This is a genomic window from Pediococcus ethanolidurans (genome assembly GCF_964062635.1).
Lineage (GTDB): Bacteria > Bacillota > Bacilli > Lactobacillales > Lactobacillaceae > Pediococcus > Pediococcus ethanolidurans.
On sequence record NZ_OZ061250.1, the window covers coordinates 680,704 to 701,244 of the forward strand.

Annotated in this window: 17 protein-coding genes and 1 riboswitch; of the genes, 12 read left to right on the forward strand and 5 right to left on the reverse strand. The window is 37.3% G+C overall.

Annotated elements, in window-relative coordinates; genetic code table 11:
* Positions 1-103: 103 nt before the first annotated feature.
* The 5 genes from lepB to AB3219_RS03415 all read left to right on the forward strand — a co-directional run bounded on the left by lepB (position 104) and on the right by AB3219_RS03415 (position 7,250).
* Positions 104-709, forward strand: coding sequence for a signal peptidase I (lepB, locus tag AB3219_RS03395; RefSeq protein ID WP_216754005.1), 606 nt, complete (start codon positions 104-106; stop codon positions 707-709).
* 130 nt (positions 710-839) lie between these two features.
* Entirely contained in the window at positions 840-2,156 is a 1,317-nt protein-coding gene (locus AB3219_RS03400; RefSeq protein WP_260365459.1) for a C1 family peptidase, read from the forward strand.
* Between the two features lie 238 nt (positions 2,157-2,394).
* On the forward strand, positions 2,395-6,138 hold the full coding sequence (locus tag AB3219_RS03405) for an MMPL family transporter (RefSeq protein ID WP_260365458.1): 3,744 nt from the start codon (positions 2,395-2,397) through the stop codon (positions 6,136-6,138).
* A 96-nt stretch (positions 6,139-6,234) separates the two neighbouring features.
* Complete coding sequence (locus tag AB3219_RS03410) at positions 6,235-6,636, forward strand: HIT family protein (RefSeq protein ID WP_216754008.1); 402 nt, start codon at positions 6,235-6,237, stop codon at positions 6,634-6,636.
* Between the two features lie 74 nt (positions 6,637-6,710).
* The gene (locus AB3219_RS03415; RefSeq protein WP_216754009.1) at positions 6,711-7,250 is read left to right on the forward strand and encodes a hypothetical protein; all 540 of its coding nucleotides are present in this window, start codon (positions 6,711-6,713) and stop codon (positions 7,248-7,250) included.
* Positions 7,251-7,262: 12 nt separating this feature from the next.
* Here AB3219_RS03415 and AB3219_RS03420 read toward each other — a convergent pair whose 3' ends face one another.
* Positions 7,263-7,727, reverse strand: a complete 465-nt coding sequence (locus AB3219_RS03420) for an N-acetyltransferase (RefSeq protein ID WP_216754010.1) — start codon at positions 7,725-7,727, stop codon at positions 7,263-7,265.
* Between the two features lie 415 nt (positions 7,728-8,142).
* Here AB3219_RS03420 and cls point away from each other — a divergent pair, with 415 nt between their 5' ends.
* On the forward strand, positions 8,143-9,600 hold the full coding sequence (gene cls, locus AB3219_RS03425; protein WP_216754011.1) for a cardiolipin synthase: 1,458 nt from the start codon (positions 8,143-8,145) through the stop codon (positions 9,598-9,600).
* A gap of 432 nt (positions 9,601-10,032) precedes the next feature.
* Positions 10,033-11,445 (forward strand): Na+/H+ antiporter NhaC, encoded by a 1,413-nt coding sequence (gene nhaC, locus AB3219_RS03430; RefSeq protein ID WP_216754012.1) that lies wholly within the window; start codon positions 10,033-10,035, stop codon positions 11,443-11,445.
* On the opposite strand, the gene AB3219_RS03435 is transcribed toward nhaC, so the two are convergent.
* Positions 11,442-12,443: an SGNH/GDSL hydrolase family protein gene (locus AB3219_RS03435; RefSeq protein ID WP_263749682.1), complete on the reverse strand. Its 1,002-nt coding sequence runs from the start codon at positions 12,441-12,443 to the stop codon at positions 11,442-11,444. The two genes, nhaC and AB3219_RS03435, sit on opposite strands and share 4 nt — an antisense overlap.
* 16 nt (positions 12,444-12,459) lie before the next feature.
* Positions 12,460-13,035, reverse strand: a complete 576-nt coding sequence (locus AB3219_RS03440) for a DNA-3-methyladenine glycosylase I (RefSeq protein WP_216754014.1) — start codon at positions 13,033-13,035, stop codon at positions 12,460-12,462.
* A 422-nt stretch (positions 13,036-13,457) separates the two neighbouring features.
* Between AB3219_RS03440 and AB3219_RS03445 the strand changes: the two genes are divergently transcribed.
* The 4 genes from AB3219_RS03445 to AB3219_RS03460 all read left to right on the forward strand — a co-directional run bounded on the left by AB3219_RS03445 (position 13,458) and on the right by AB3219_RS03460 (position 16,734).
* Positions 13,458-14,525 carry a methionine ABC transporter ATP-binding protein gene (locus AB3219_RS03445; RefSeq protein WP_216754015.1) on the forward strand — a complete coding sequence of 356 codons (1,068 nt, stop codon included), beginning with the start codon at positions 13,458-13,460 and terminating at the stop codon, positions 14,523-14,525.
* On the forward strand, positions 14,525-15,193 hold the full coding sequence (locus AB3219_RS03450) for a methionine ABC transporter permease (RefSeq protein ID WP_216754016.1): 669 nt from the start codon (positions 14,525-14,527) through the stop codon (positions 15,191-15,193). Before AB3219_RS03445 ends, AB3219_RS03450 begins: the two co-directional genes overlap by 1 nt.
* 108 nt (positions 15,194-15,301) lie before the next feature.
* A complete protein-coding gene (locus AB3219_RS03455) occupies positions 15,302-16,153 on the forward strand; it encodes a MetQ/NlpA family ABC transporter substrate-binding protein (RefSeq protein ID WP_057807327.1) in 852 nt (283 codons plus the stop codon).
* Between the two features lie 107 nt (positions 16,154-16,260).
* A complete protein-coding gene (locus AB3219_RS03460; RefSeq protein WP_057807329.1) occupies positions 16,261-16,734 on the forward strand; it encodes an S-ribosylhomocysteine lyase in 474 nt (157 codons plus the stop codon).
* A 72-nt stretch (positions 16,735-16,806) separates the two neighbouring features.
* On the opposite strand, the gene AB3219_RS03465 is transcribed toward AB3219_RS03460, so the two are convergent.
* The gene (locus AB3219_RS03465) at positions 16,807-18,132 is read right to left on the reverse strand and encodes a nucleobase:cation symporter-2 family protein (RefSeq protein WP_216754021.1); all 1,326 of its coding nucleotides are present in this window, start codon (positions 18,130-18,132) and stop codon (positions 16,807-16,809) included.
* 141 nt (positions 18,133-18,273) lie between these two features.
* Positions 18,274-18,372, reverse strand: a riboswitch (purine riboswitch).
* 117 nt (positions 18,373-18,489) lie between these two features.
* The gene (locus AB3219_RS03470) at positions 18,490-19,782 is read right to left on the reverse strand and encodes an aminotransferase class III-fold pyridoxal phosphate-dependent enzyme (protein WP_216754017.1); all 1,293 of its coding nucleotides are present in this window, start codon (positions 19,780-19,782) and stop codon (positions 18,490-18,492) included.
* Between the two features lie 103 nt (positions 19,783-19,885).
* On the opposite strand from AB3219_RS03470, the gene AB3219_RS03475 reads away from it, so the two are divergent.
* Complete coding sequence (locus tag AB3219_RS03475; protein ID WP_216754018.1) at positions 19,886-20,494, forward strand: NAD(P)H-binding protein; 609 nt, start codon at positions 19,886-19,888, stop codon at positions 20,492-20,494.
* Positions 20,495-20,541: the final 47 nt, after the last annotated feature.

A 20,541-nucleotide genomic window follows, 5' to 3' on the forward strand; every position in this document is an offset into this window, starting at 1 on the left:
ACAGGAAATTATGAAGAATTTATATAGGTTTGAACTTTAAACGAGATTTTTCAAGGACTTTGCACTAAAATGAGAATATAAATAAGTTAATCGAGGAGTTTTCATGAAAACTATAAAAAGTATTTTGAGTTGGGTAGTGCCAATTCTAATTGGTTTAGCAATTGCTTTACTAGTTAGAAGTTTTTTGTTTGAAATTGTCCGTGTTGACGGGACATCGATGGAGCCTAACTTAGTGAATAATGAACGTGTCTTTGTTTTTAAACAGGATAAAATCAAGCATCTAAGTGTGATTGTTTTTGATGCATATGGTGCAGACCCACAGGCGACTCCGGGTACTGAATATGTCAAACGTGTGATTGGCATGCCAGGTGACAAAATCTCATACAAAGATGGTAATCTTTATGTAAACAATAAATTGGTTCCACAGAAGTTTATCAGTTCCTATGAACGGAAAACGGGAACAGAAATCGGTGCTGAAGCGACTAATTGGAACTTAGCATCGGTGGCCAAAGCACGTGGCTGGGGAAATAAATCTGAAACAGTTCCGGCTGGTGAGTACTTTGTATTAGGCGACCACCGAAGTGTTTCCAATGATAGTCGTTATTGGGGCTTCGTTAAGAAAAGTGAAGTTATGGGTGTCGTTAAGGTACCATTCTGGGGTAGCACTACAGCTAAAAAGAATGTAAATGATCGTACTGGTGATTATTAAAATTATAGACTAAGCGTTGTGGAATAAAAATTCTGCGACGCTCTTATTTGTAGTTTGCTATTTATTGGAAAAGTATTAGAATATGATTAACTTATTCTTATTTAAGATTCGTATTTTTTGGAGGTGCCCTATGGGAAAAGAAGTTTCACAAGAGAATGTAACAAAGTTTCGAAAAGTTTTTAATGACGGTAATCGTAATGCAGTTGTTCAAAGAGCAGCAACAAAAAATGGTGTTTTAAATGCTAGCGAAGACATTGCAGCCAAGGTTCGTTTGGATCGTACTTTTTCGATTGAGATCGATACAGGTAAGGTAACTAATCAGTTACACAGTGGCCGCTGCTGGTTATTTTCTTTGTTAAATACACTTCGGCACCAATTTGCAGATAAACATGATGTGAAAGATTTCGAACTTTCACAAGCCTATTCGTATTTCTGGGATAAAGTTGAACGAGCAAATATTTTTTATGAAAATATTATTCGTACCGCAGATAAACCAGCTAATGATCGTGAAGTTGAATTTTATTTAGCAGGACCTGGAGATGACGGTGGTCAGTGGGCAATGGCTGCTGGCTTAGTTCAAAAATATGGTGTCGTTCCATCATCTGTGATGCCAGAAACTTTTAACACAAATGATACAACTGGATTCGCAAGTGCACTGGACCTTAAACTACGTAAGGATGCAATTGAATTACGTGAGTTAGTGGCAAATGGTGCTTCTGAAGGTCAATTGAACGCTAAACGTGATCAGTTACTAGGTGAAGTTTATCGAATGACTGCGATTGCTGTGGGTGAACCACCAGTTAAATTTGATTTTGAATATCGCGATGACAAGAAAAAGTATCATCGCGATGCCGATCTGACACCAAAAGCGTTTTATGATAAATATATTGGTGTTGATTTGGATGATTATGTGGTGGTAACTAATGCGCCGTACCAACCATTTAATAAACTATATAGTTTGCCAGCCGAAGATAACATTGTGGGTGGTAAGAAAATTACACTGTTAAATGTTGAAATGGATGTGTTACGTAAGGCAGCCATTGCCCAACTTAAAGACGGTGAGACAGTTTGGTTTGGTAATGATGTTTTGGAACAAATGGACCGTAAGGACGGTTTATTGGACAGCAAACTTTATCAAACGGATGCACTTTTTGACGTTGATTTGAGCTTAAGCAAAGCAGAACGCTTCCTATATGGTCAAGCACAAGTTTCACATGCCATGACGTTTACTGGTGTCGATGTGGTTGATGATAAAGCTACCAAGTGGAAAGTAGAAAACAGTTGGGGTGACAAAAATGGCGATAAAGGCTATTTTGCCATGACCGATGATTGGTTTGAAAACTATGTTTATGAAGTTGTGGTTCATCGTAAGTATTTGACGGCTGATCAGTTGAAGATTGCAGATTCAAAGCCAGAACCATTACCAGTTTGGGATCCATTGATGTAGTTAAAATTGACAAAACATGTTTTAGTTGCGTCATAAAATGAAAAAAAGCTGTTCTTTTAGAGCGGAAGGCAGAAGTTAAGGAAAGCAAATTTCCTCAAACTTCTGCCTTTTTTGCAAAATAGCTCATAGCATAACTAAAAAATATTAAATGAAAATAAAAGAAAATTGTTTACATTTATTTTCGGAACGCTTATAATATCCTCTTGTATATTAAACTGGACATTGAAAGGAGATAAACATGCAAAAGCTTGTGAAAAACCACGGAATTGCGCTGATTGTTTGGATTGGCATTATTTTAATTAGTATTTTTAGTTTGCCAAATATCGATCAATTAGTAAGATCTCATGGTGATACCAAGATACCTAGTGCAGCACAAAGCCAAATTGCAAATCGAATTCAGTCCAAATGGGGATATGGACAAGGGAATACGACGCAAGTGGTTGCAATTTTTAATAATGGCAATCAAAAATTAACCGCAGATCAAAAAGAAAATATTAATAGTACGATTAACTATCTGCGAGATAACAAAAAGAAATTGGGGATTAAGGACATTAAGGCTGCATCAGATAATGCAGAGACACGTAAACAATTAATCTCAAAAGATAAATCGACGGAACTTGTTCAAGTGCTAGTTTCTAAAAGTCATGGTTCCTATAAGACGATTGATAAGGAACTAACGAAGGCTGTTAAGACACCTAATGTGAAGTCATACATTACTGGTGGTGACATTTTAAACGAGAAGTTTTCGGAAGCCACTCAGGCTGGCGTAAAGAAAACTGAAATTATTGCAGCAATTTTCATTTTCATTGTTTTAATTTTGGTTTTCCAATCACCAATCGTGCCACTAATTTCTGTTTTCACAGTTGGTGTATCGTTTATTACAACTTTGTCAATTGTCACAAATCTAGTTTCACGGGCTAACTTCCCGTTCTCAAACTTTACGCAAGTTTTCATTGTGGTGGTTCTATTCGGAATTGGAACTGACTATAACATTTTGCTGTATGATCAATTTAAAGAACAACTAAGTAAGGGTGAGGATCGACATACGGCTAGTCAAAAGGCACTGCACACTGCGGGACGAACGATTCTCTATAGTGGTTCTTCTGTATTTATTGGATTCTTGGCGCTTGGTTTGGCTAAGTTCTCAATCTATAAATCATCAGTTGGCGTCGCTTTAGGAGTTGCCGTTTTGATTGTGGTTCTTTTAACCCTGAACCCATTCTTTATGCATGTTCTGGGCAAAAAGATGTTTTGGCCATCTAAGAAATTTGATGGACATTCACAAAGTAAGATGTGGCACGCGTTAGCTAACTCATCAATCTTGCATCCAATTATTGCATTGGCATTAGTATTACTTTTGACCGTACCTTTTGTGGTGACTGGTTCAGGAACTCTTAATTATGACAACTTGGATGAATTAAGTAATACTTTACCTGAAAAAATTGGTTTTAATGTGGTTAAGAAGCACTTCTCAGCCGGAACTGCTGAACCTTCCACACTTTATATTCGTTCTAACAAACGATTAGATAATGAAGAGACTTTGAAGTTAGTTGATCAAATTACGAAACAGCTTCAAAAAGAAAAAGGAATTAAAACAGTTGCATCGGCTACTCAACCAGGTGGTTCGGCAATTGGCAAGTTATACGTTAAAGGTCAAGTCAAGACAGTTACGACCGGAATTGATAAGGCTCACACAGGTCTAAACACAATTGGTAAGGGACTAACAAGTGCGTCTGACCAATTAGCCGGCACTAACATGAGTAGTGGCTTAAACAGCGTACAACAATTGATTAACGGTACTGAAGTTTTACGTAATGGATCACTAAAGATAACAGCAGGTGCTAATAAATTATCTAGTGGTGCTTCGCAAATTTCTTCAGGCGTTTCCAGCATGAGCAGTCAAATGTCACCATTGATTAGTGGTTTAAATCAATATGCTGGTGGTGTTAATACTTTAAGTTCGGGACTTAGCTTGTTAAATAGCAATTCCAGTCAATTAACTGATGGGTCACAGGAATTGTTAACTTCGGCTCAGAAACTTTCAACAGGTGTGTCTACTTTGAATTCAGATGCTGTTCAAATTGATAGTCAATTGGATGGTTTGCAACAGACGTTGAGTGCTGGTAATTCAGCAATGAGTAGTCTTTCTGGTAGCGTTAAACAACTCAACTCGCTGAAATCAGAACTGGCTCGATCTCAAAATGCAATTAATAGTTTGGAACAGTTAGCACCATTACTGACTAAATTAGAATCAGCTAAGGAGAACTTGTCGGCAGTTAACAGCTCGTTTGCTAGTTTGGATAAGGTTTCAAGTGCCTTAACCTCTGCAGCAACTGACTCTGCTCAAGCAGATGCTTCAAATAAGGCAGCCTTGAAGACATTGTCTCGTATTGATAAAAGTACAATGAGTACAGATGATAAAAATAAGTTAGCAACTGCTGAGTCGCAAATTAAAAAAGCTGATGCTTCTGCACAAACGATTAAAAAAACTACTGGTGAAACTTTAAGTGGCCTTTCAAGTGGCCTTTCAAGTGTGAAGACACAAGTGGCTAGCTTAGAAAAGAAATTGAAGTCAGTTAACATTGATTCCAATACAATTAATGAGTTAAAACAGCTTGAAACAGTTATGAGTAAAGCTGAATCGTTAATGAGTTCAACTAACATTAGCGAATCTCAATTAAATCAGTTAACTGCCCTTGGTACACAATTGAAGGGTGCCTCAAGCAGTATTTCTAAGTTGAAACAGTTTACAGCTGGTGTTGAACAATTAAATACACAAGTTAATAAGAACTCAGCCTTAGTAAATGGTGTTTCGAAGTTAAATGGTGGTCTTAACAAGTATGCTAATAGCGTTCAATTGGCAGCTAGTGGAGCCTCAACATTATCTGGTAAGAGTAGTGAATTAACTGGTGGTGTTGGTAAGTTAACTAGTGGTGTGGGAACACTGACAACCAGTCTTGATCAACTTTCAAGTGGTGCAAGTACCTTGGCTGGATCAACCCCAGCGTTGACTAGTGGTCTTGACCAAGAAGTTTCTGGTCAAAAGCAAATGTATAGCACATTGAAAGGCTTATCTGGTAAGGTAACTAAACTTCAATCTGGTTTGAAGACAGCAGCCGATGGAACGAAGACAATTGGTTCAGGAATGACAACGGCAAATAGTTATCTTAACGGTATGGGTAATTCCTCAGTTGGGAAGACCTTCTATATCCCAGCAAGTCAAATTCATGGCAAATCATTTAAACCAGTTTTGAAGACTTACTATTCTGAGGATCGTAAAGCAACCAAGTTAACGATTGTGCTTGATTCTAATCCTGCATCTGGGGCTTCAATGGCCAAGGTTAAGGATATTCAACAACAAGTTAAAAATGACTTGCGAGGAACTTCATTGAAGAACGCAACCGTTGCAGTTGGTGGGCAAACAGCACAAACAGCTGATATCAATAAGGTTGCTGGAAGTGACTTTACCAGAACAGCTGCAATTATGATTGTTGGTATTTTGATTGCGTTGATGTTTGTTACTCGTTCAATTTTGATGCCATTCTATATCATTGGGACATTGCTCTTGGCTTATTACGGTTCATTAGGAATTACAAAAGCAATTAGTAATATCTTCTTGGGTCAATCAATGCTTACTTGGAACACACCGTTCTTTGGTTTCATTATGATTATTGCTTTGGGTGTTGATTACAGTATCTTCTTAATGATGAAGTATCGTGATTTCAACAAGAGCTTGAAACCAAGCAAGAGAATTCTTGAGGCATCAGGAATTATTGGTGCGGTTGTGCTTTCGGCGATGATTATCTTGAGTGGGACTTTCGCTGCGATGATTCCATCTGGAGTTTTGACGTTAATTCAAGTTGCTTTGGTCGTTATTATCGGCTTGATTATTTTGATTATTATCATCCCGGTATTATTACCAAGCTTAATTAAATTAACGTATGAGGGAATTTCGTTTAAGAAAAAGAAAAACAAACATTAATTTTATAATGTTTCTAAAAAGAGGTGTGCGAGTTAAAAAATCGTAACATCTCTTTTTGTATAGGGCGTACAATATAGGTACTAAGGAGGCGGAATTATGAATTTTGATCCGAACTGTGTATTTTGTCAAAAACAACCCTCAGAGTATGTACTTGAGAGTAAACTCGTAATTGCATTCTGGGATATTCATCCAGTCAGCAAAGGACATTTACTGATTATTCCTAAACGGCATGTAACGCAAATTTGGGACGTTACAGGAGAAGAAAAGCTTGAATTGGTACAAATGGTCGCAGATGCAAAAAAACTGTTAGATGCTAAATTTAAGCCCGACGGATACAATGTCACAATTAATTCTGGTGCGGCAGCTGGTCAAAGTGTTTTTCACTGTCATATTCATTTAATCCCGCGGTATTGGAATAAAGTAACGAAACGAGTTGGTGCGATTCCAGGACAATTTTTAGTGCCTAAAGCGCGACCGGAATTTAAAGATCTCGACTAATTTTGATAGCAAGAAACCGTAAAACAACGTATAATTCAGATAAAAGATGAGCAGCTAGAACGGGGGCGAGGATGATGAAAAAATTAAAAAAATTGGCGATCTTTGTTGGCGTTTCAATTTTAGGTTTAAGTTTAGTTTTGACTGGTTGTGCACAATCTGGAATGGATACGGGTCGATCAGTAAAAAAAGTGAGTACACCAAAAGTTTCTAAGGTTGCACCTAGTAAACAAATTCGAAACAGCAGCCAGCTATGGTATTTTTCTAAAAATTTAAAGTACAAATCTAATTCTGGAATTGAAGCTTTTATCTTTACTAAAGGTGGTACCGTTCGGGCTTACAACGTTAAAAAATATTATGCTTCCTATGCGGCAGCTAAAAAGGCTAAAGGGATCAGTAAATTTGGGCAAGGAACGTATAAGTTAAGTGTTAATAAACAAAAACAAACGGTTGTTACACTAAAAATGAAACTTTCTGGAATTCCAGCAACCTATCAATTTAAATTAAAAAAAGGTCTAGCTAAGAAATATAAGGGTCTGACGTTCTATGGGTTTAATGCAGCACGAACGGTGGATAGCGATACTGTAAATGGTGTTTTTGTGCAGGCAAAGAAGTAAACAAAAAGAAGATTATTGCGCTTTATAAAGTGGATAATCTTCTTTTTTGGTGTCCTGAAGGGTGTAGTACGCAGGCGATTCCCACAAGGATTTGCCAATTATTTTAAAGCCTTGTGCTTTATAGAAAGCAAGGGCATTCGTATTTTTTCGAACGCACTTTAAAGTGACTAAATCGGTTGCTATTTGCCTAATTTGGGCAAGTAGTTGACCACCGATACCTAAATGCATATATGCAGGATCAATGAATAAAAGATGAATGAAATTATCTTGTTGGTAAAGACTAATAAAGCCAACAATTTTGTTGTTAAGTACAGCTTTTAAAATTAATTCATTTTTTGAGTCACGTTCAAAGTCAGAAAAGTTGGGATGCTTAACCCAAGCAAAGGTTTCTTGCCGAGAATGTAGATAAATTTTTGCCAATTGAGCATTATCTGCTGTTTTAGCGGGTAAAACTAGTATCTTTTTGTCAGATTGCATTGCATATTTCACTCCAATGATATTTTTTTAAAATTGTAATTTAATTGAAACGTTAAGTTCACAAAATATTCACAATTTGTGAATATTATTAACTACATAAATAACTTTTTCATTTACTCCCCCCATAAAGTGAATGGATGGCCATGTATATGGTCATGTTACTTATTTTCCGTTGCCGCGGCAACGGTTTTTTTGTGTCCAAAATTAAAGGTAAAGCTGGAAAGACTTATTCTTCTAGTTTTACTTTTATTTTTTTAATTTTAATACGCAGCCTGTAAAAAACAAAAGTAGTTTCAAATAAGACAAGGTAAGGGTAGAATAAAATTAGGAAAACGATTTTTCGTCCTATTTTACAATATAATCAAACTTAAATCTTTTAGAGTTACAGTAATCTATAAATTAACGGGGGATAATTATGAACTGGGTACATATTATCATAGAAACCATTGTTACACTTAATGCACTGGCAGCAATTGTCACTGTGTTTCGTGAAAAACGAGATATTGCGGCAACCTGGGCCTGGTTACTTGTCCTCATTTTTCTTCCTGTTGTTGGTTTTATTTTTTATGCATTTGCTGGTCGAAAATTACCTAAAGGCAAAATGTTTCAATTAAAAAAAGAAACTAAAATTGAATTGCAACGTGTTTTAGCACGACAGACACAGGAGCTAAACAGTGATCATACTGCAGCAGATAAAGTTGTTGAAGACGCAAGTGGCATGGCAACCATGTTTATGAACGCGGATGCCGCCTTTTTGAGTCATCGTAATCGCGTGAAATTGATTACCGATGGTAAAGAATTGTTTCACGAAATGTTTCAAGATATTGAACGCGCAAAAAAACATATCCATATTGAATTTTATACTTTTTATGCAGACAAAATTGGAAATGATGTGCTGCACTTACTAGAGAAAAAAGCAGCTGAGGGTGTTGACGTCCGTGTTATTTGGGATTCTTGGGGATCGATGGGAACTAAAAATAAGTTTTTTGACCATCTTCGTGAACTCGGTGGTTATGCATCACCATTCTTGGGCACTCATTCGCCAGTGACGGACTTTCGTTTGAACTTTAGAGACCATAGAAAAATTGTGGTGATTGATGGACAAGTTGCTTATACTGGCGGCTTCAATATCGGTGATCAGTATTTAGGACGAAAGAAAAAGTTTGGTTATTGGCGTGATACCCACATGCGGATTGCGGGTTCTGGTGTTTATGGTCTGCAGGCGCGTTTTATTCGTGATTGGAATGCCACTGAACCTGAACACACGATTGATAAAGTGTTTGATCCAGGGTCTACTTATTTCCCAGTGGCTAAAGTTAATGGTAATACCAGTTTGCAGGTGGTCTCGAGCGGACCAGATTCTGATACAGAAACCATTAAATTGGGTTATTTGAAGTTGATTTACTCTGCACATCGATCGATTTGGATTCAAACTCCCTATTTGATTCCGGATGACAGTGTGCTTGATGCTTTATGTGTTGCGGCCCTATCTGGAATTGATGTGCGTATCATGATTCCACACATGCCAGACCATGCCTTTGTGTACCGAGCTACGCAGTACTATGCACGACAGTGTGCTAAATGGGGCATTCAAATTTACAATTATGACGCTGGTTTTTTACACGCCAAAACCATGGTTGTGGATGGTAAAATCGGCTCCGTTGGTTCGGCCAATATGGATTTTCGAAGTTTCAAACTTAATTTTGAGGTCAACACATTTTTGTATGACGAAAAAGTGGCTGAAAAACTGGAAGAAATATTTAAGGCAGACATTCGAAAATCAACTTTACAAACTACTAAGATGTACGATGAACAGTCGCCATGGTTGAAGTTTAAACAATATTTTTCCAGATTATTATCCCCGATTCTCTAATTTATTTTTAATTTTTAGTTGACGCAGCTTTTTTTGCGTGGTAAGATTCATTCAACTTAATAATCAACGTTAACTTTCATACTAAGTAGCTAGTTATCTGGGTGTCAGAAAGTCGGTGGTTGCTGCGAACCGATCAGGATAATTTAGATGAAATACCATGAAACAGTTTCGATTGAACGGATAATAACTAGAGCCGTTACCATCTAGTGAGTGGAAAGCGTTTTTGTTTTGAACGCTTTCAATTTGGGTGGTACCACGGTTTTATCGTCCCTGTTGTATAAATTACAGCAGGGATTTTTTTATTGTCTAAAGTTTGAAAGGAGCAATGTTATTATGGAAAAACGTACATGTGGGGGAATGCCTCGTTATTAGTCTTTACTTAGAAATTATTGTGTAATTTAAATTTTTAAGAAAACTAAAATGAGGTGCAATATGGAAAATAAAGTAAGTTTTAAAGAAGCAGTTATTGTGTTACTAGGAATGCTGGTCATTATGGGATTGGGAGTTATTAAATTTGGTTTGTCGCCCCAGGTTCCCGTTTTACTAGTTTTGGTCGTGGTCACGTTCTGGGCTCGCGCTCGTCATTTTGCTTGGTCAGATGTTGATAAGGGAATCAAAGAAGGCATTCAAACGGGTATTATTCCAATTTTTATTTTTATCTTAGTGGGTGCGCTAATTAGCACGTGGATTGCGGCCGGAATTATTCCTTCAATGATGGTGTTGGGATTCCATATGATTAGTGTCACTTGGTTTGTTCCTTCAGTATTTTTTGTTTGTGCATTGGTGGGAACTTCAATTGGATCGGCCTTTACCATTATTTCAACGATTGGAATTGCCTTTTTTGGAATGGGAATGACGATGGGGGTTAATCCAGCATTGGTTGCAGGTGCCATTATTTCAGGTGCTATTTTTGGTGATAAATCTTCCCCATTGTCGGATTCAACTAACCTGGCTTCTGCCGTTGTGGGAGTTGACTTGTTTGATCATATTAAGAATCTTATGTGGTCAACAATTCCAGCCTTTTTAGGTTCATTAATTCTTTACGCTATTCTTGGGTTTCATGCGACTTCTTCGGCTAACCTCGGAAAAATTAATCAAACGGTTGCCATTTTACAAAGTCATTTTAGTGTTAATTTTTGGGCAATTATTCCGATTGCGTTAATGTTTTTCTGTGCTTGGAAGAAAATTCCGGCCATTCCAACTTTATTTATTAACATCGTTGTTTCTGTTTTAATGGTCTTTATTGAACAACCTCAAACACAAGTCAGCAAAATTGCCACGATTATTGAAAGTGGTTTTGTATCTAAAACCGGCAATGCCAGTGTAGATGCTTTACTAACGCGTGGTGGAATTAGCAGTATGATGGGTACTGTTTCATTGATCGTATTTACTTTATCGCTAGGCGGCCTCTTAATGAAGTTTGGCTTAATTCAGGCTGTTATGACTCCGTTGACAAAACGTCTAAATTCAGATGGAAAGATGGTAACGGCCACAATTCTCTCTGGAATTGGTGTTAATATTTTTATCGGTGAACAATACCTATCAGTTATTCTGCCAGGAAAAGCTTTTAAGAAAGCATACAATCAAACAGGTTTAGCCAATCTTGCCTTAAGCCGTGTATTAGAAGATGGCGGGACAGTTATCAACTACTTAATTCCTTGGGGAGTTGCGGGGGCTTTTGCTGCCAATACGTTGGGTGTTTCAACGTTGCATTTCTTACCATTCGTCTTCTTTAGCATTTTATCGCCAATATTCTCAATTCTTAGTGGATTTACTGGAATTGGGTTGAAACATACGGTAAATGAAAAAAAGACAGAAACCAAAGAAGAATTGGTCTCTGACTAAACTGTAAAATAGGGTTTTCCATAGTGTTGAATGAGAACTTGAGTGAGTCGCTGTGCAATGACCTCAGAACCATGTAAATCAGGATGAACACCATCTGTATAGGTGATTGGCCAATCCCTTGTTTCAATTAGGAAAAAGAGCTTAGGAAAACGGGTAGCCAGTTCTTGCAGTTCGGTAGCAAAGCTTTGATTAAAAGGAATCAAGGCATTCAGTGCGGCATTTGGAAACAGTTGATGGATCTCGTTGAAAAAATTCAAAAACTGTTCTTGAACAAGATTACCGTCAAAACGACGATCATTAGTGCCGATATTAATGATTACTTGGTCAGGTTTATACTGGGGTGCTTTGGTTTCAAAGTCGATATATTTTACAAAGCGAGGAGCTGCAGGAACGCCACCTGTTCCATAGCGAAGTAAACCAGCTGCGCTATAGGCAATTCTAATATCTTGTGCGTTAAGTTTACGGGCAGTTTGCGCCGCATAATTCTGTTCAGCAGCGTATCCGGAAGAAGGAATTCGTTTTTTAACCCAACAACCGGCAGTAATCGAATCTCCTATAAAGGCAATTGTTTTTCCAGCTGGTTTAACAGCAATGATCTTTCCGGAAGTAGGCACCGAAATATCATTGATGGCTAAGCCTCGCTGACGCAACCAAACCTCATCTGCGTCTGAATTACCGGCAAAGGTAATTCGGACTAGATGCGATTTTTTTGTTTCAAATTGAAGTTCATCAGGTACTTCATCGACCTTCAATCGAAGCTCGGATTGATCATCAATAAAAATGGCAATTTCTGGTTGAAATCTAGCATTGGGGATGGTGTTTAGAAACTTTAGGTTAAGATGGTCAGTACTTTTTGTCATTAGTAAAAGCGCAGCCCCTAAGTTAGTGGTGTACATCACATTTTGATTTGCAATTACCTTTGAAACCCAGCGTCCCATAAAATAAACACCAGAAAAAAGGCCATTTGCACTTGTTTCAACGTATTTTGCTTGTGCCATAGAACAACTCCTTGTCTTAGCCGGGATTATCCATGCAGCTAATTTCGTGATCGTTTACGAGTCCAATCGCCTGCATAAATGAATAAGTGATTGTCGGTCCCATAAATTTAAACCCATGTTTTTTTAAATCTTTGGCTATTTTTTCGGATAAAGGTGTTTTTGAATGAATTTCTGCTGGAATTCGAATATGATTATTTACCTGACGATCGTTTACAAATTGCCAAATATAATGATCAAAGCTACCGAACTCTTTTTGAATTTCAAGAAACGCCTTAGCATTAAGGACGGTATCCTGAATTTTTAGTCGATTACGAATAATACTGGAATCTTGAAGTAAACGGTCTGTGTCCGCACTAGTCATAGCCGCCACTTTATGAAGATCAAAGTTGGCAAAAGCTTTCTGAAAAGCAGGGCGTTTTTTTAAAACAAGTTCCCAATTTAAACCGGCCTGAAAGATTTCTAAACTCATCATTTCAAAAATGTATTGATCGTCATGGGCAGGTTGGCACCATTCATTTTTATGATAAGCGCGAATTTCTGGACAACCATTTTTTGCCCAGGTACAAATAAAATCATCTAATGTTTGTTGCATGCTTGTTACCTCCGCTGGTTGCCAATAGAGTTTAAATAGGGCAACATAATTAACTTTATTATATCGCATTTTGTAAGTAAGCTTGACTTATTAAAATTTGATGATAAAATGAATTCAATTATTAAATAGTGATGCGGAGAAGAGAAGAGTAAATCCAGCAATTGTTTAGAGAATTCCGGTTGGTGAAAAGGAATCAGTTGTAGGGATTGAAGATGAGCTCTGAGCTAATGTTTAAGGTGCAAGCTTTAAACACGTGAGGATACGATATAATCCCAGATATGCATTTGTAAAAATACGTATCGTTGATGTGCTGTTTGTAAAAGGAGCACGAATATGGGTGGTAACACGAAGTTTTCGTCCCTAGTCTTTTAATTAAGACATGGGGCGGAAACTTTTTTATTTACTTCAAAGAGGGTGATTGAATGACTGAAAATATTATTGATTTAAAAAAAATAACGGTTGAGTTTAAAGATGGTGAGAACCAAGTTCAAGCCGTTAAAAATGTGGATTTGCAAGTTGAAAAGGGTGATATTTACGGCATTGTTGGTTATTCAGGCGCTGGAAAAAGTACTTTGGTACGTGTGATTAATCTTTTGCAGAAACCGACTGCGGGTGAAGTTCATATTAATAAACAAGATTTATTGCAGTTGAAACCAGTTGAATTACGGCAGGCACGAACGAAAATCGGCATGATTTTTCAACACTTCAATTTAATGAAATCACGAACCATTTTAGGAAATGTCGAATATCCGTTATTAAAAACAAAGTTATCTAAAAGCGAGCGCACAAAACGTGCAACAAAATTATTGAAATTGGTTGGTTTGGAACAGCGCAAAAATGATTATCCGCGTCAACTTTCTGGCGGTCAAAAACAACGAGTGGCAATTGCGAGAGCGTTAGCGAATAATCCTGATATTTTAATCAGTGATGAAGCTACCAGCGCGTTAGATCCTAAAACAACTTTGTCAATTTTGAATTTATTGAAACAACTCAATGAGACTTTAGGATTAACAATTGTCTTAATTACACATGAGATGCAAGCAGTTAAAGAAATTTGTAACCATGTAGCTGTTATGCAAAAGGGTGAAATAGTTGAACGTGGCGACATTGAAGAGATCTTTTCAACGCCTAAAAAGAAACTAACACAAGAATTTATCAATATTGCGACAAATGTGGGTCCTGCTGTTGAAAAAGTTACAGAAAACCCAAGCTTCCAGCAACTTACACAAAAGCAACAGTTGGTTCAATTGAACTTCATTGGTCAGTCTACAGAACAACCAATTATTTCAACCTTAGCAAAGCAATTTGACGTTGATGGCAATATTTTGTTTGCAAATGTTGAACAGCTTCATGAAGAAACATTAGGATTTATGATTTTAGTTTTAACCGGTGAAAATCAAAATATTACAAAAGCCATTCAATTCTTAAAAGATAATCAAGTTCGGGTGAAGTTGCTAAATAAAGTAGATAAAAAAGAGGTGCAAGCTTAATGGCAAGTTGGTTTCCAAATGTAATTCACATGCAATCTGAATTTGCACAAGCAACGTGGGAAACTGTTTATATGACCTTAGTTTCTGCCGTTATTGCTGGTGTACTGGGATTAGCAACAGGAATCTTTTTAATTGCAAGTCAACCAGGTGGCATTTTAGAAGATAGTTTCATATATGGGTTGTTAGACAAGATAGTGAACTTACTGCGTTCGATCCCATTCATTATTCTATTGGCAGTTATTGCCCCATTTACGCGTTATTTGGTAGGAACGACAATCGGGACAACGGCTGCCTTAGTACCGTTAATCATTGGAATCTTTCCGTTTTACGCTAGACAAATTCAGAATGCTTTGACTGAGATTGATCCGGGGGTGATTGAGGCGGCACAGGCTTCTGGTTCAAGTCCAACAGAAATTATTTTTCGTGTTTATTTGTGCGAAGGCTTGCCTGATATTATTCGCGCATCAATTTTGACAATTATTAGTTTAATTGGCCTCACAACGATGGCTGGTGCAATTGGATCCGGTGGTTTAGGCGATATTGCCATCAGTATTGGCTATGCCCGTTTTGAAAACGATGTGACCATTGTGGCAATGTTAATTATCTTAATTATGGTATTTATTGTTCAGTTTGCCGGTGATTGGTTGGCTAAACGTTTAGAGCATTAAAAGAGGTGAACTTAAGTGAAGTTTAGAGATAGTGTTGGCGGGTTAGTACGAATGTGGCTTGAAGTTGTACTCAAAATATGACATTAAAAAGAGCAAGGGGAGTTAGACATGAAAAAAAGTGTTTGGTGGGTTTTAGGTGTTATCGTTGTTTTAGTCGTTGCAGTTTTAGGTGTTCATCAGTTAAGTCATTCGGCTAAGGCAAAAACAACAACAATTACAGTTGGTTCAATGGGGTCAGATTATGATATCTGGAAACACATTGCAAAAAGTAATGATGCTAAAGAAGCGGGTCTAAAGATAAAGGTTCAGCAAGTCACTGATGGTGTCCAGCTGAATAACGGCACGGCGCAAGGTAACATTGATGTTAATGCGTTTCAATCTTATTCATACTATGAAGCGTATAACAAACAACATCCAAAACAACAATTATCCGCTTTAGGCACAACATACTTGGAACCAATGGGAATTTATTCTAAGAAATATAAAAAAGTTTCACAAATTCCTGATGGCGCCACAATCGCGATTGCAAATAATCCTGCCAACACTGCTCGTGATTTATTGTTGTTGCAATCAGCAGGTTTAATTAAACTAAAGGCTAATTTTAGTGCATTGGGTAATGTAAGCGACATTAAAAGCAATCCAAAAAATTTAAAGTTTAAAGAAATTGATGATACAACGGGTCCGCGGGTTTTAAAAGATGTTGATGCTGTTTTAATTTCCAATACAGTTGCGCTAGAAGGACATTTACATGTTTTGACAGATTCAATTTTCCACGAAAAAATCGATCAAAGTACACGTTCAAATATTAACATACTGGCAACAGCAAAAAAGAATGCCCATAATGCTAAATACAAAAAGTTAGTCAAGCTTTATCACAAAAAGGACATTCAACGTTACATCAAAGATAAATACTACGGAACAAAAATTGAAGTTCAAAAACCGATTGCGTATTTGAAATAAAGTAGTTAATTTAATAAAGCGTTTTAAAAGTTATTAGACAACGGCTTGAAAAATATAATTTTCGGATGCAGAATAGACAGTGTAAATATGAAAGGGAGTCAATAATTATGGCAAAAGTTGAAAGTTTCACATTGGATCACACAAAGGTTAAAGCACCATATGTTCGTTTAATTACAGTTGAGAGCGGTGCAAAGGGCGATAAGATTTCAAACTTTGATTTACGTTTAGTTCAACCTAATCAAAATGCAATTCCTACTGCAGGATTACATACCATCGAACATTTATTAGCAGGCTTATTGCGTGACCGTCTAGATGGTGTCATTGATTGTTCACCATTTGGTTGCCGAACAGGCTTTCATTTGATTACTTGGGGCGAGCATTCCACTGAAGAGGTTGCAAAGGCCTTGAAGGGTTCATTGGAAGACATCGCTGATAAGATTGAATGGAAAGATGTTCAAGGAACTGACAAGTATAGTTGTGGAAACTATCGTGATCATTCATTGTTCTCAGCTAAAGAATGGTCAAAGGCTATTCTTGAAAAGGGAATCAGTAGTGACCCATTCAAGCGTCAGGTTGTTTAATTTAAAAGTGTAAATTAAAAACACTAGCAACAGGAAAAGTTCTGTTACTAGTGTTTTTAGTTTGCTCAATTTTTAATGAGTTTTTTGAACTTCAGATTTTGTTTCACCATGTATACCATTGAAAAATAGATTTAAGACTACAGCGACAATGCTGGCAACTACAATTCCGTTGGTGAGCAGCATGCGAGCGGCGGTTGGCAGGAATTGGAAAATTTGTGGATAAACTGTGACGCCAAGCCCCATACCGATTGAAAGTGATGTGATCAAAATATTTTTGTCTTCAGAAAAGTTTACTTGTTGAAGGATTTTAACTCCTTGTGCACCAACAATACCAAACATGACGATCATGGCACCACCTAAAACAGGATCTGGAATAATAGTGGCTACTGCGCCAGCCTTAGGAAGTAAACCAAGTAAAATTAAGAAAAATGCGGAATAATAAATGGGTTTGCGTGTTTTGACACCAGAAAGCTGTAAAACACCTACATTCTCAGAAAAAGTTGAGTAAGGGAATGTGTTAAATAGGCCGCCAAGCATGGCAGCAATTCCTTCAGCACGATACCCACGTTTTAAATCATCTTGTTCAATTTTTTTACCGGTTAAATCACCTAAAGCGAAGAAAACGCCAGTAGATTCAATCATAGTGGTTAAGGAAACCATAATCATGGTAATAATTGCCGAACCGTGAAAGGTTGGTGTTCCGAAGTAAAAAGGTTGTGGCAAGTGAAACCAGCTGGCTTGTGCAACGGGACTAAGTGATACCATGCCCATGGCACCTGCTAACAGTGTTCCGGCTAAAATACCAATAAGAATAGCAATTGAGTGCATGAAGCCTTTACCCCAAATATTGACGGCAACAATAATGATGACCGTTACAAAACCAACAATTAAGTTTTGTGGATTACCAAATGACTTTGCAGAAACTGTCCCACCGCCGAGATTTTGAAAGGCAACTGGAATTAAAGTAAACCCAATAATTGTAATGAGTGAGCCAGTGACAACCGGTGGAAAGAGATTTTTAATTTTTGAAAACAAGCCACCAATGAGGGAAACGAATAAACCTGCACACATAATGGCACCGTACATGGCACCGATTCCTAAGGTACCACCAATGTTTTGCAGTGGTTGAACGGCTTGAACCGCACAGCCAAGTACAACAGGAAGACCAATTCCGGTTAAAGCGGTCTTCTTTAGTTGTAGAAGCGTAGCAATCCCACACATGAAAATATCAATAGAGACTAAATAGGTCATTTGAGCAGCGTTAAAATGCAGATAACCACCGATTAGTAACGGTACTAAAACATCTCCAGAGTACATGGCCAAGAGGTGTTGTAAACCTAATAGGGCAGCTTTTGGTTGTGAGATAGTTTGTCTTGGTTGCGCATGTGTTGCTTCAATAGACTTCAATGTAATTCTCCCTTTTCTGTCACTTAACGATGTATTAATGAAGAATATGAAAGTAAAACAGGTCACAACATTGCTGTTGTGGCCTGCATAAGTCAGTCGTCTATTGTTTAAGATAAATCAAATAACCATCTATCTAAAACACTATTCGCCCATAGTCCAACATTTAAGGTGTCGGGTAGAAACTTATCAACCATATTATGACATTATACAGGTAAGTGCTATTAAATTCCGTGTGGTTAAGCTTAGCACATCATGTTTTAATTAACAACAGAGAAAATTGTGAGTAGCATGATGAAGGCTAAGTCGTCAGCTTAAATGAACTTCATTTAACAATATCATTAAGCTAAATTAAGCTAATTCACGTAAACCGTTGCGTAAAATAGTGACACCGTTTTTGATTTCTTCTTCTGTGATAACCAGTGGTGGTTGGAATCTTAAAATGTGATTCATGGTTGAGATAATAATTAGACCATGTTCAAAACAATATTCACTGAGCGCAGTCACAAGGCTAACTTGATCAGTACCGAAGTCAATACCACCGTTTAGACCAATCATGTGAACTGCTTTAATAATTGGGAATTCTTGTTGCAAAGTTGTAAATTGTGATTTGGCAAATTTCCCCAGCTTTTCAGAACGTTCAACTAAATTTAAATTCTGAACTTCATCCAAAGTTGCTAAACTGGCTGCGCAACAAATTGGATTAGCGGCAGTGGTTGTTGCATTTGCAGGTGAGGCTAAAGCATTCATAATGGGAGCCTTTCCGATTACTGCTGAAAGTGGCATACCAGAAGCCAAGGATTTGCCAACGGCCATCAGATCGGGTTCTAAATTAAAATGATCAATGGACCACATTTTCCCGCTTCTACCAAATCCTTGATTAATTTCATCGGTACAAAAAAGAATACCATTTTCATGACAAAGCTTATATAATCCCTGCATATAGGCATCAGGTGGTTTGATAATGCCAGCATCACCTTGGATGGGTTCAATTAAAATGGCTGCAATTTGATCTGCTGGAATATCATGTTGAAATAAATCTTTTAAGTCATTCAAATAACGTTGCGCAAATGCCTTTAGCGTTTCAGTTGGAAATCTTTTTTGCAGATCTGGAAAGGGTAGATGATGAATGTCTGGCACTAAGGGACCAATGTCTTTATGCATGTTAGCATCAATGGCTGAAAGACTTGCAGCTCCTAAAGTGGTCCCGTGCCACGAGTTTTGAAAAGTTAAAATAACGGAACGTTTGGTGTAGCTTCTGGCAAACTTGATAATGCCTTCTGCCGCTTCTGAACCAGAGGTACTAAACGAAACTTTTTTGGGCGAGTTTCCAGGTGCTAACAGTGCTAATCGTTTAGCTAATTGAATAGCGGGTTCATGATAAAAATAGCCAGAAATATAATGAACCAGTTGGTTGGCCTGCTTTTGAATGGCAGCCACTACACAAGGATTACCATGGCCGATATTTACAGACGAAGCACTGGCCAAAAAATCAATATAGCGATTGCCATCAACATCCCATACCGTTGCATCCTTAGCGTGATCAACAACTAAATCAAATTTTGAAACCCGTCCAGCAGGAGCGACGTATTGATGATCCATTTCAATTAGGTGATGACGCTTTGAATTATTTTCAGAATTCACTTACAACACTTCCCATTGTCATTAATTTGAATTGATTATAGCACAGCAATTTTTGTTCGTTCGTTTTATAATGAAGTATCTACATATTTGAGGAGAAATAAACATGAAACATGTATTAGTAATGGGAATCAATAGTCAAATTGGACAAGCTTTTTTCAAACTATGTCAACAAGAAAAAAATGACCAACTTCAATTTAACTTCATTGAAGAAGAAAAAGATATTCCTGCTAATGAACTTCAAAAAGTTCAAGGAATTGCATTACAAAACGCTCAGCAGCTGGCATCTTTATTGCAGAGAACTGACATTTTGGTTATCAATGTTACAGGTTGGGATATTGATTACATTCTTGATGCTGTCATGGATGCAATTGAAACTCATAATATTCAATTAGAAAAAATCGTTTTTCGTTCAGTAGCTGGCGTTAATGATGAATATCCACTTGAAGAAATTAAGGCTGTGACACATGATCAAGATGAGTTTATCAAACAACAACAGTATGCTGGTAAGTTGGTTGATGAATCAGAAATTCCCTACACGATTTTACGACCGACTAACATGTGCAATTCAAACCAGTCAAGTTACCAGTTGATTGAAGAAGGAAAAACAATGAAAGATACCCAAGATGTTAGTGCCGATGCCGTTGCACAAGTACTTTTCAAGGCAATTTCGAGTGATCAATTTAAAAATCAATCAATTGGAATTTGTGGTTGAAAGTCGTTTTAAAAACGTGGATAATAAAAATAAAAAGCGAACGTATG

Coding starts and splice junctions, on each gene's coding strand:
- cls (WP_216754011.1), top strand. CDS start 8,143: ATGAACTGGGTACATATTATCATAGAAACCATTGTTACACTTAATGCA.
- nhaC (WP_216754012.1), top strand. CDS start 10,033: ATGGAAAATAAAGTAAGTTTTAAAGAAGCAGTTATTGTGTTACTAGGA.
- AB3219_RS03475 (WP_216754018.1), top strand. CDS start 19,886: ATGAAACATGTATTAGTAATGGGAATCAATAGTCAAATTGGACAAGCT.
- AB3219_RS03440 (WP_216754014.1), bottom strand. CDS start 13,035: ATGCAACAAACATTAGATGATTTTATTTGTACCTGGGCAAAAAATGGT.
- AB3219_RS03460 (WP_057807329.1), top strand. CDS start 16,261: ATGGCAAAAGTTGAAAGTTTCACATTGGATCACACAAAGGTTAAAGCA.
- AB3219_RS03400 (WP_260365459.1), top strand. CDS start 840: ATGGGAAAAGAAGTTTCACAAGAGAATGTAACAAAGTTTCGAAAAGTT.
- AB3219_RS03455 (WP_057807327.1), top strand. CDS start 15,302: ATGAAAAAAAGTGTTTGGTGGGTTTTAGGTGTTATCGTTGTTTTAGTC.
- AB3219_RS03415 (WP_216754009.1), top strand. CDS start 6,711: ATGAAAAAATTAAAAAAATTGGCGATCTTTGTTGGCGTTTCAATTTTA.
- AB3219_RS03410 (WP_216754008.1), top strand. CDS start 6,235: ATGAATTTTGATCCGAACTGTGTATTTTGTCAAAAACAACCCTCAGAG.
- AB3219_RS03405 (WP_260365458.1), top strand. CDS start 2,395: ATGCAAAAGCTTGTGAAAAACCACGGAATTGCGCTGATTGTTTGGATT.
- AB3219_RS03435 (WP_263749682.1), bottom strand. CDS start 12,443: ATGGCACAAGCAAAATACGTTGAAACAAGTGCAAATGGCCTTTTTTCT.
- AB3219_RS03420 (WP_216754010.1), bottom strand. CDS start 7,727: ATGCAATCTGACAAAAAGATACTAGTTTTACCCGCTAAAACAGCAGAT.
- AB3219_RS03445 (WP_216754015.1), top strand. CDS start 13,458: ATGACTGAAAATATTATTGATTTAAAAAAAATAACGGTTGAGTTTAAA.
- AB3219_RS03450 (WP_216754016.1), top strand. CDS start 14,525: ATGGCAAGTTGGTTTCCAAATGTAATTCACATGCAATCTGAATTTGCA.
- lepB (WP_216754005.1), top strand. CDS start 104: ATGAAAACTATAAAAAGTATTTTGAGTTGGGTAGTGCCAATTCTAATT.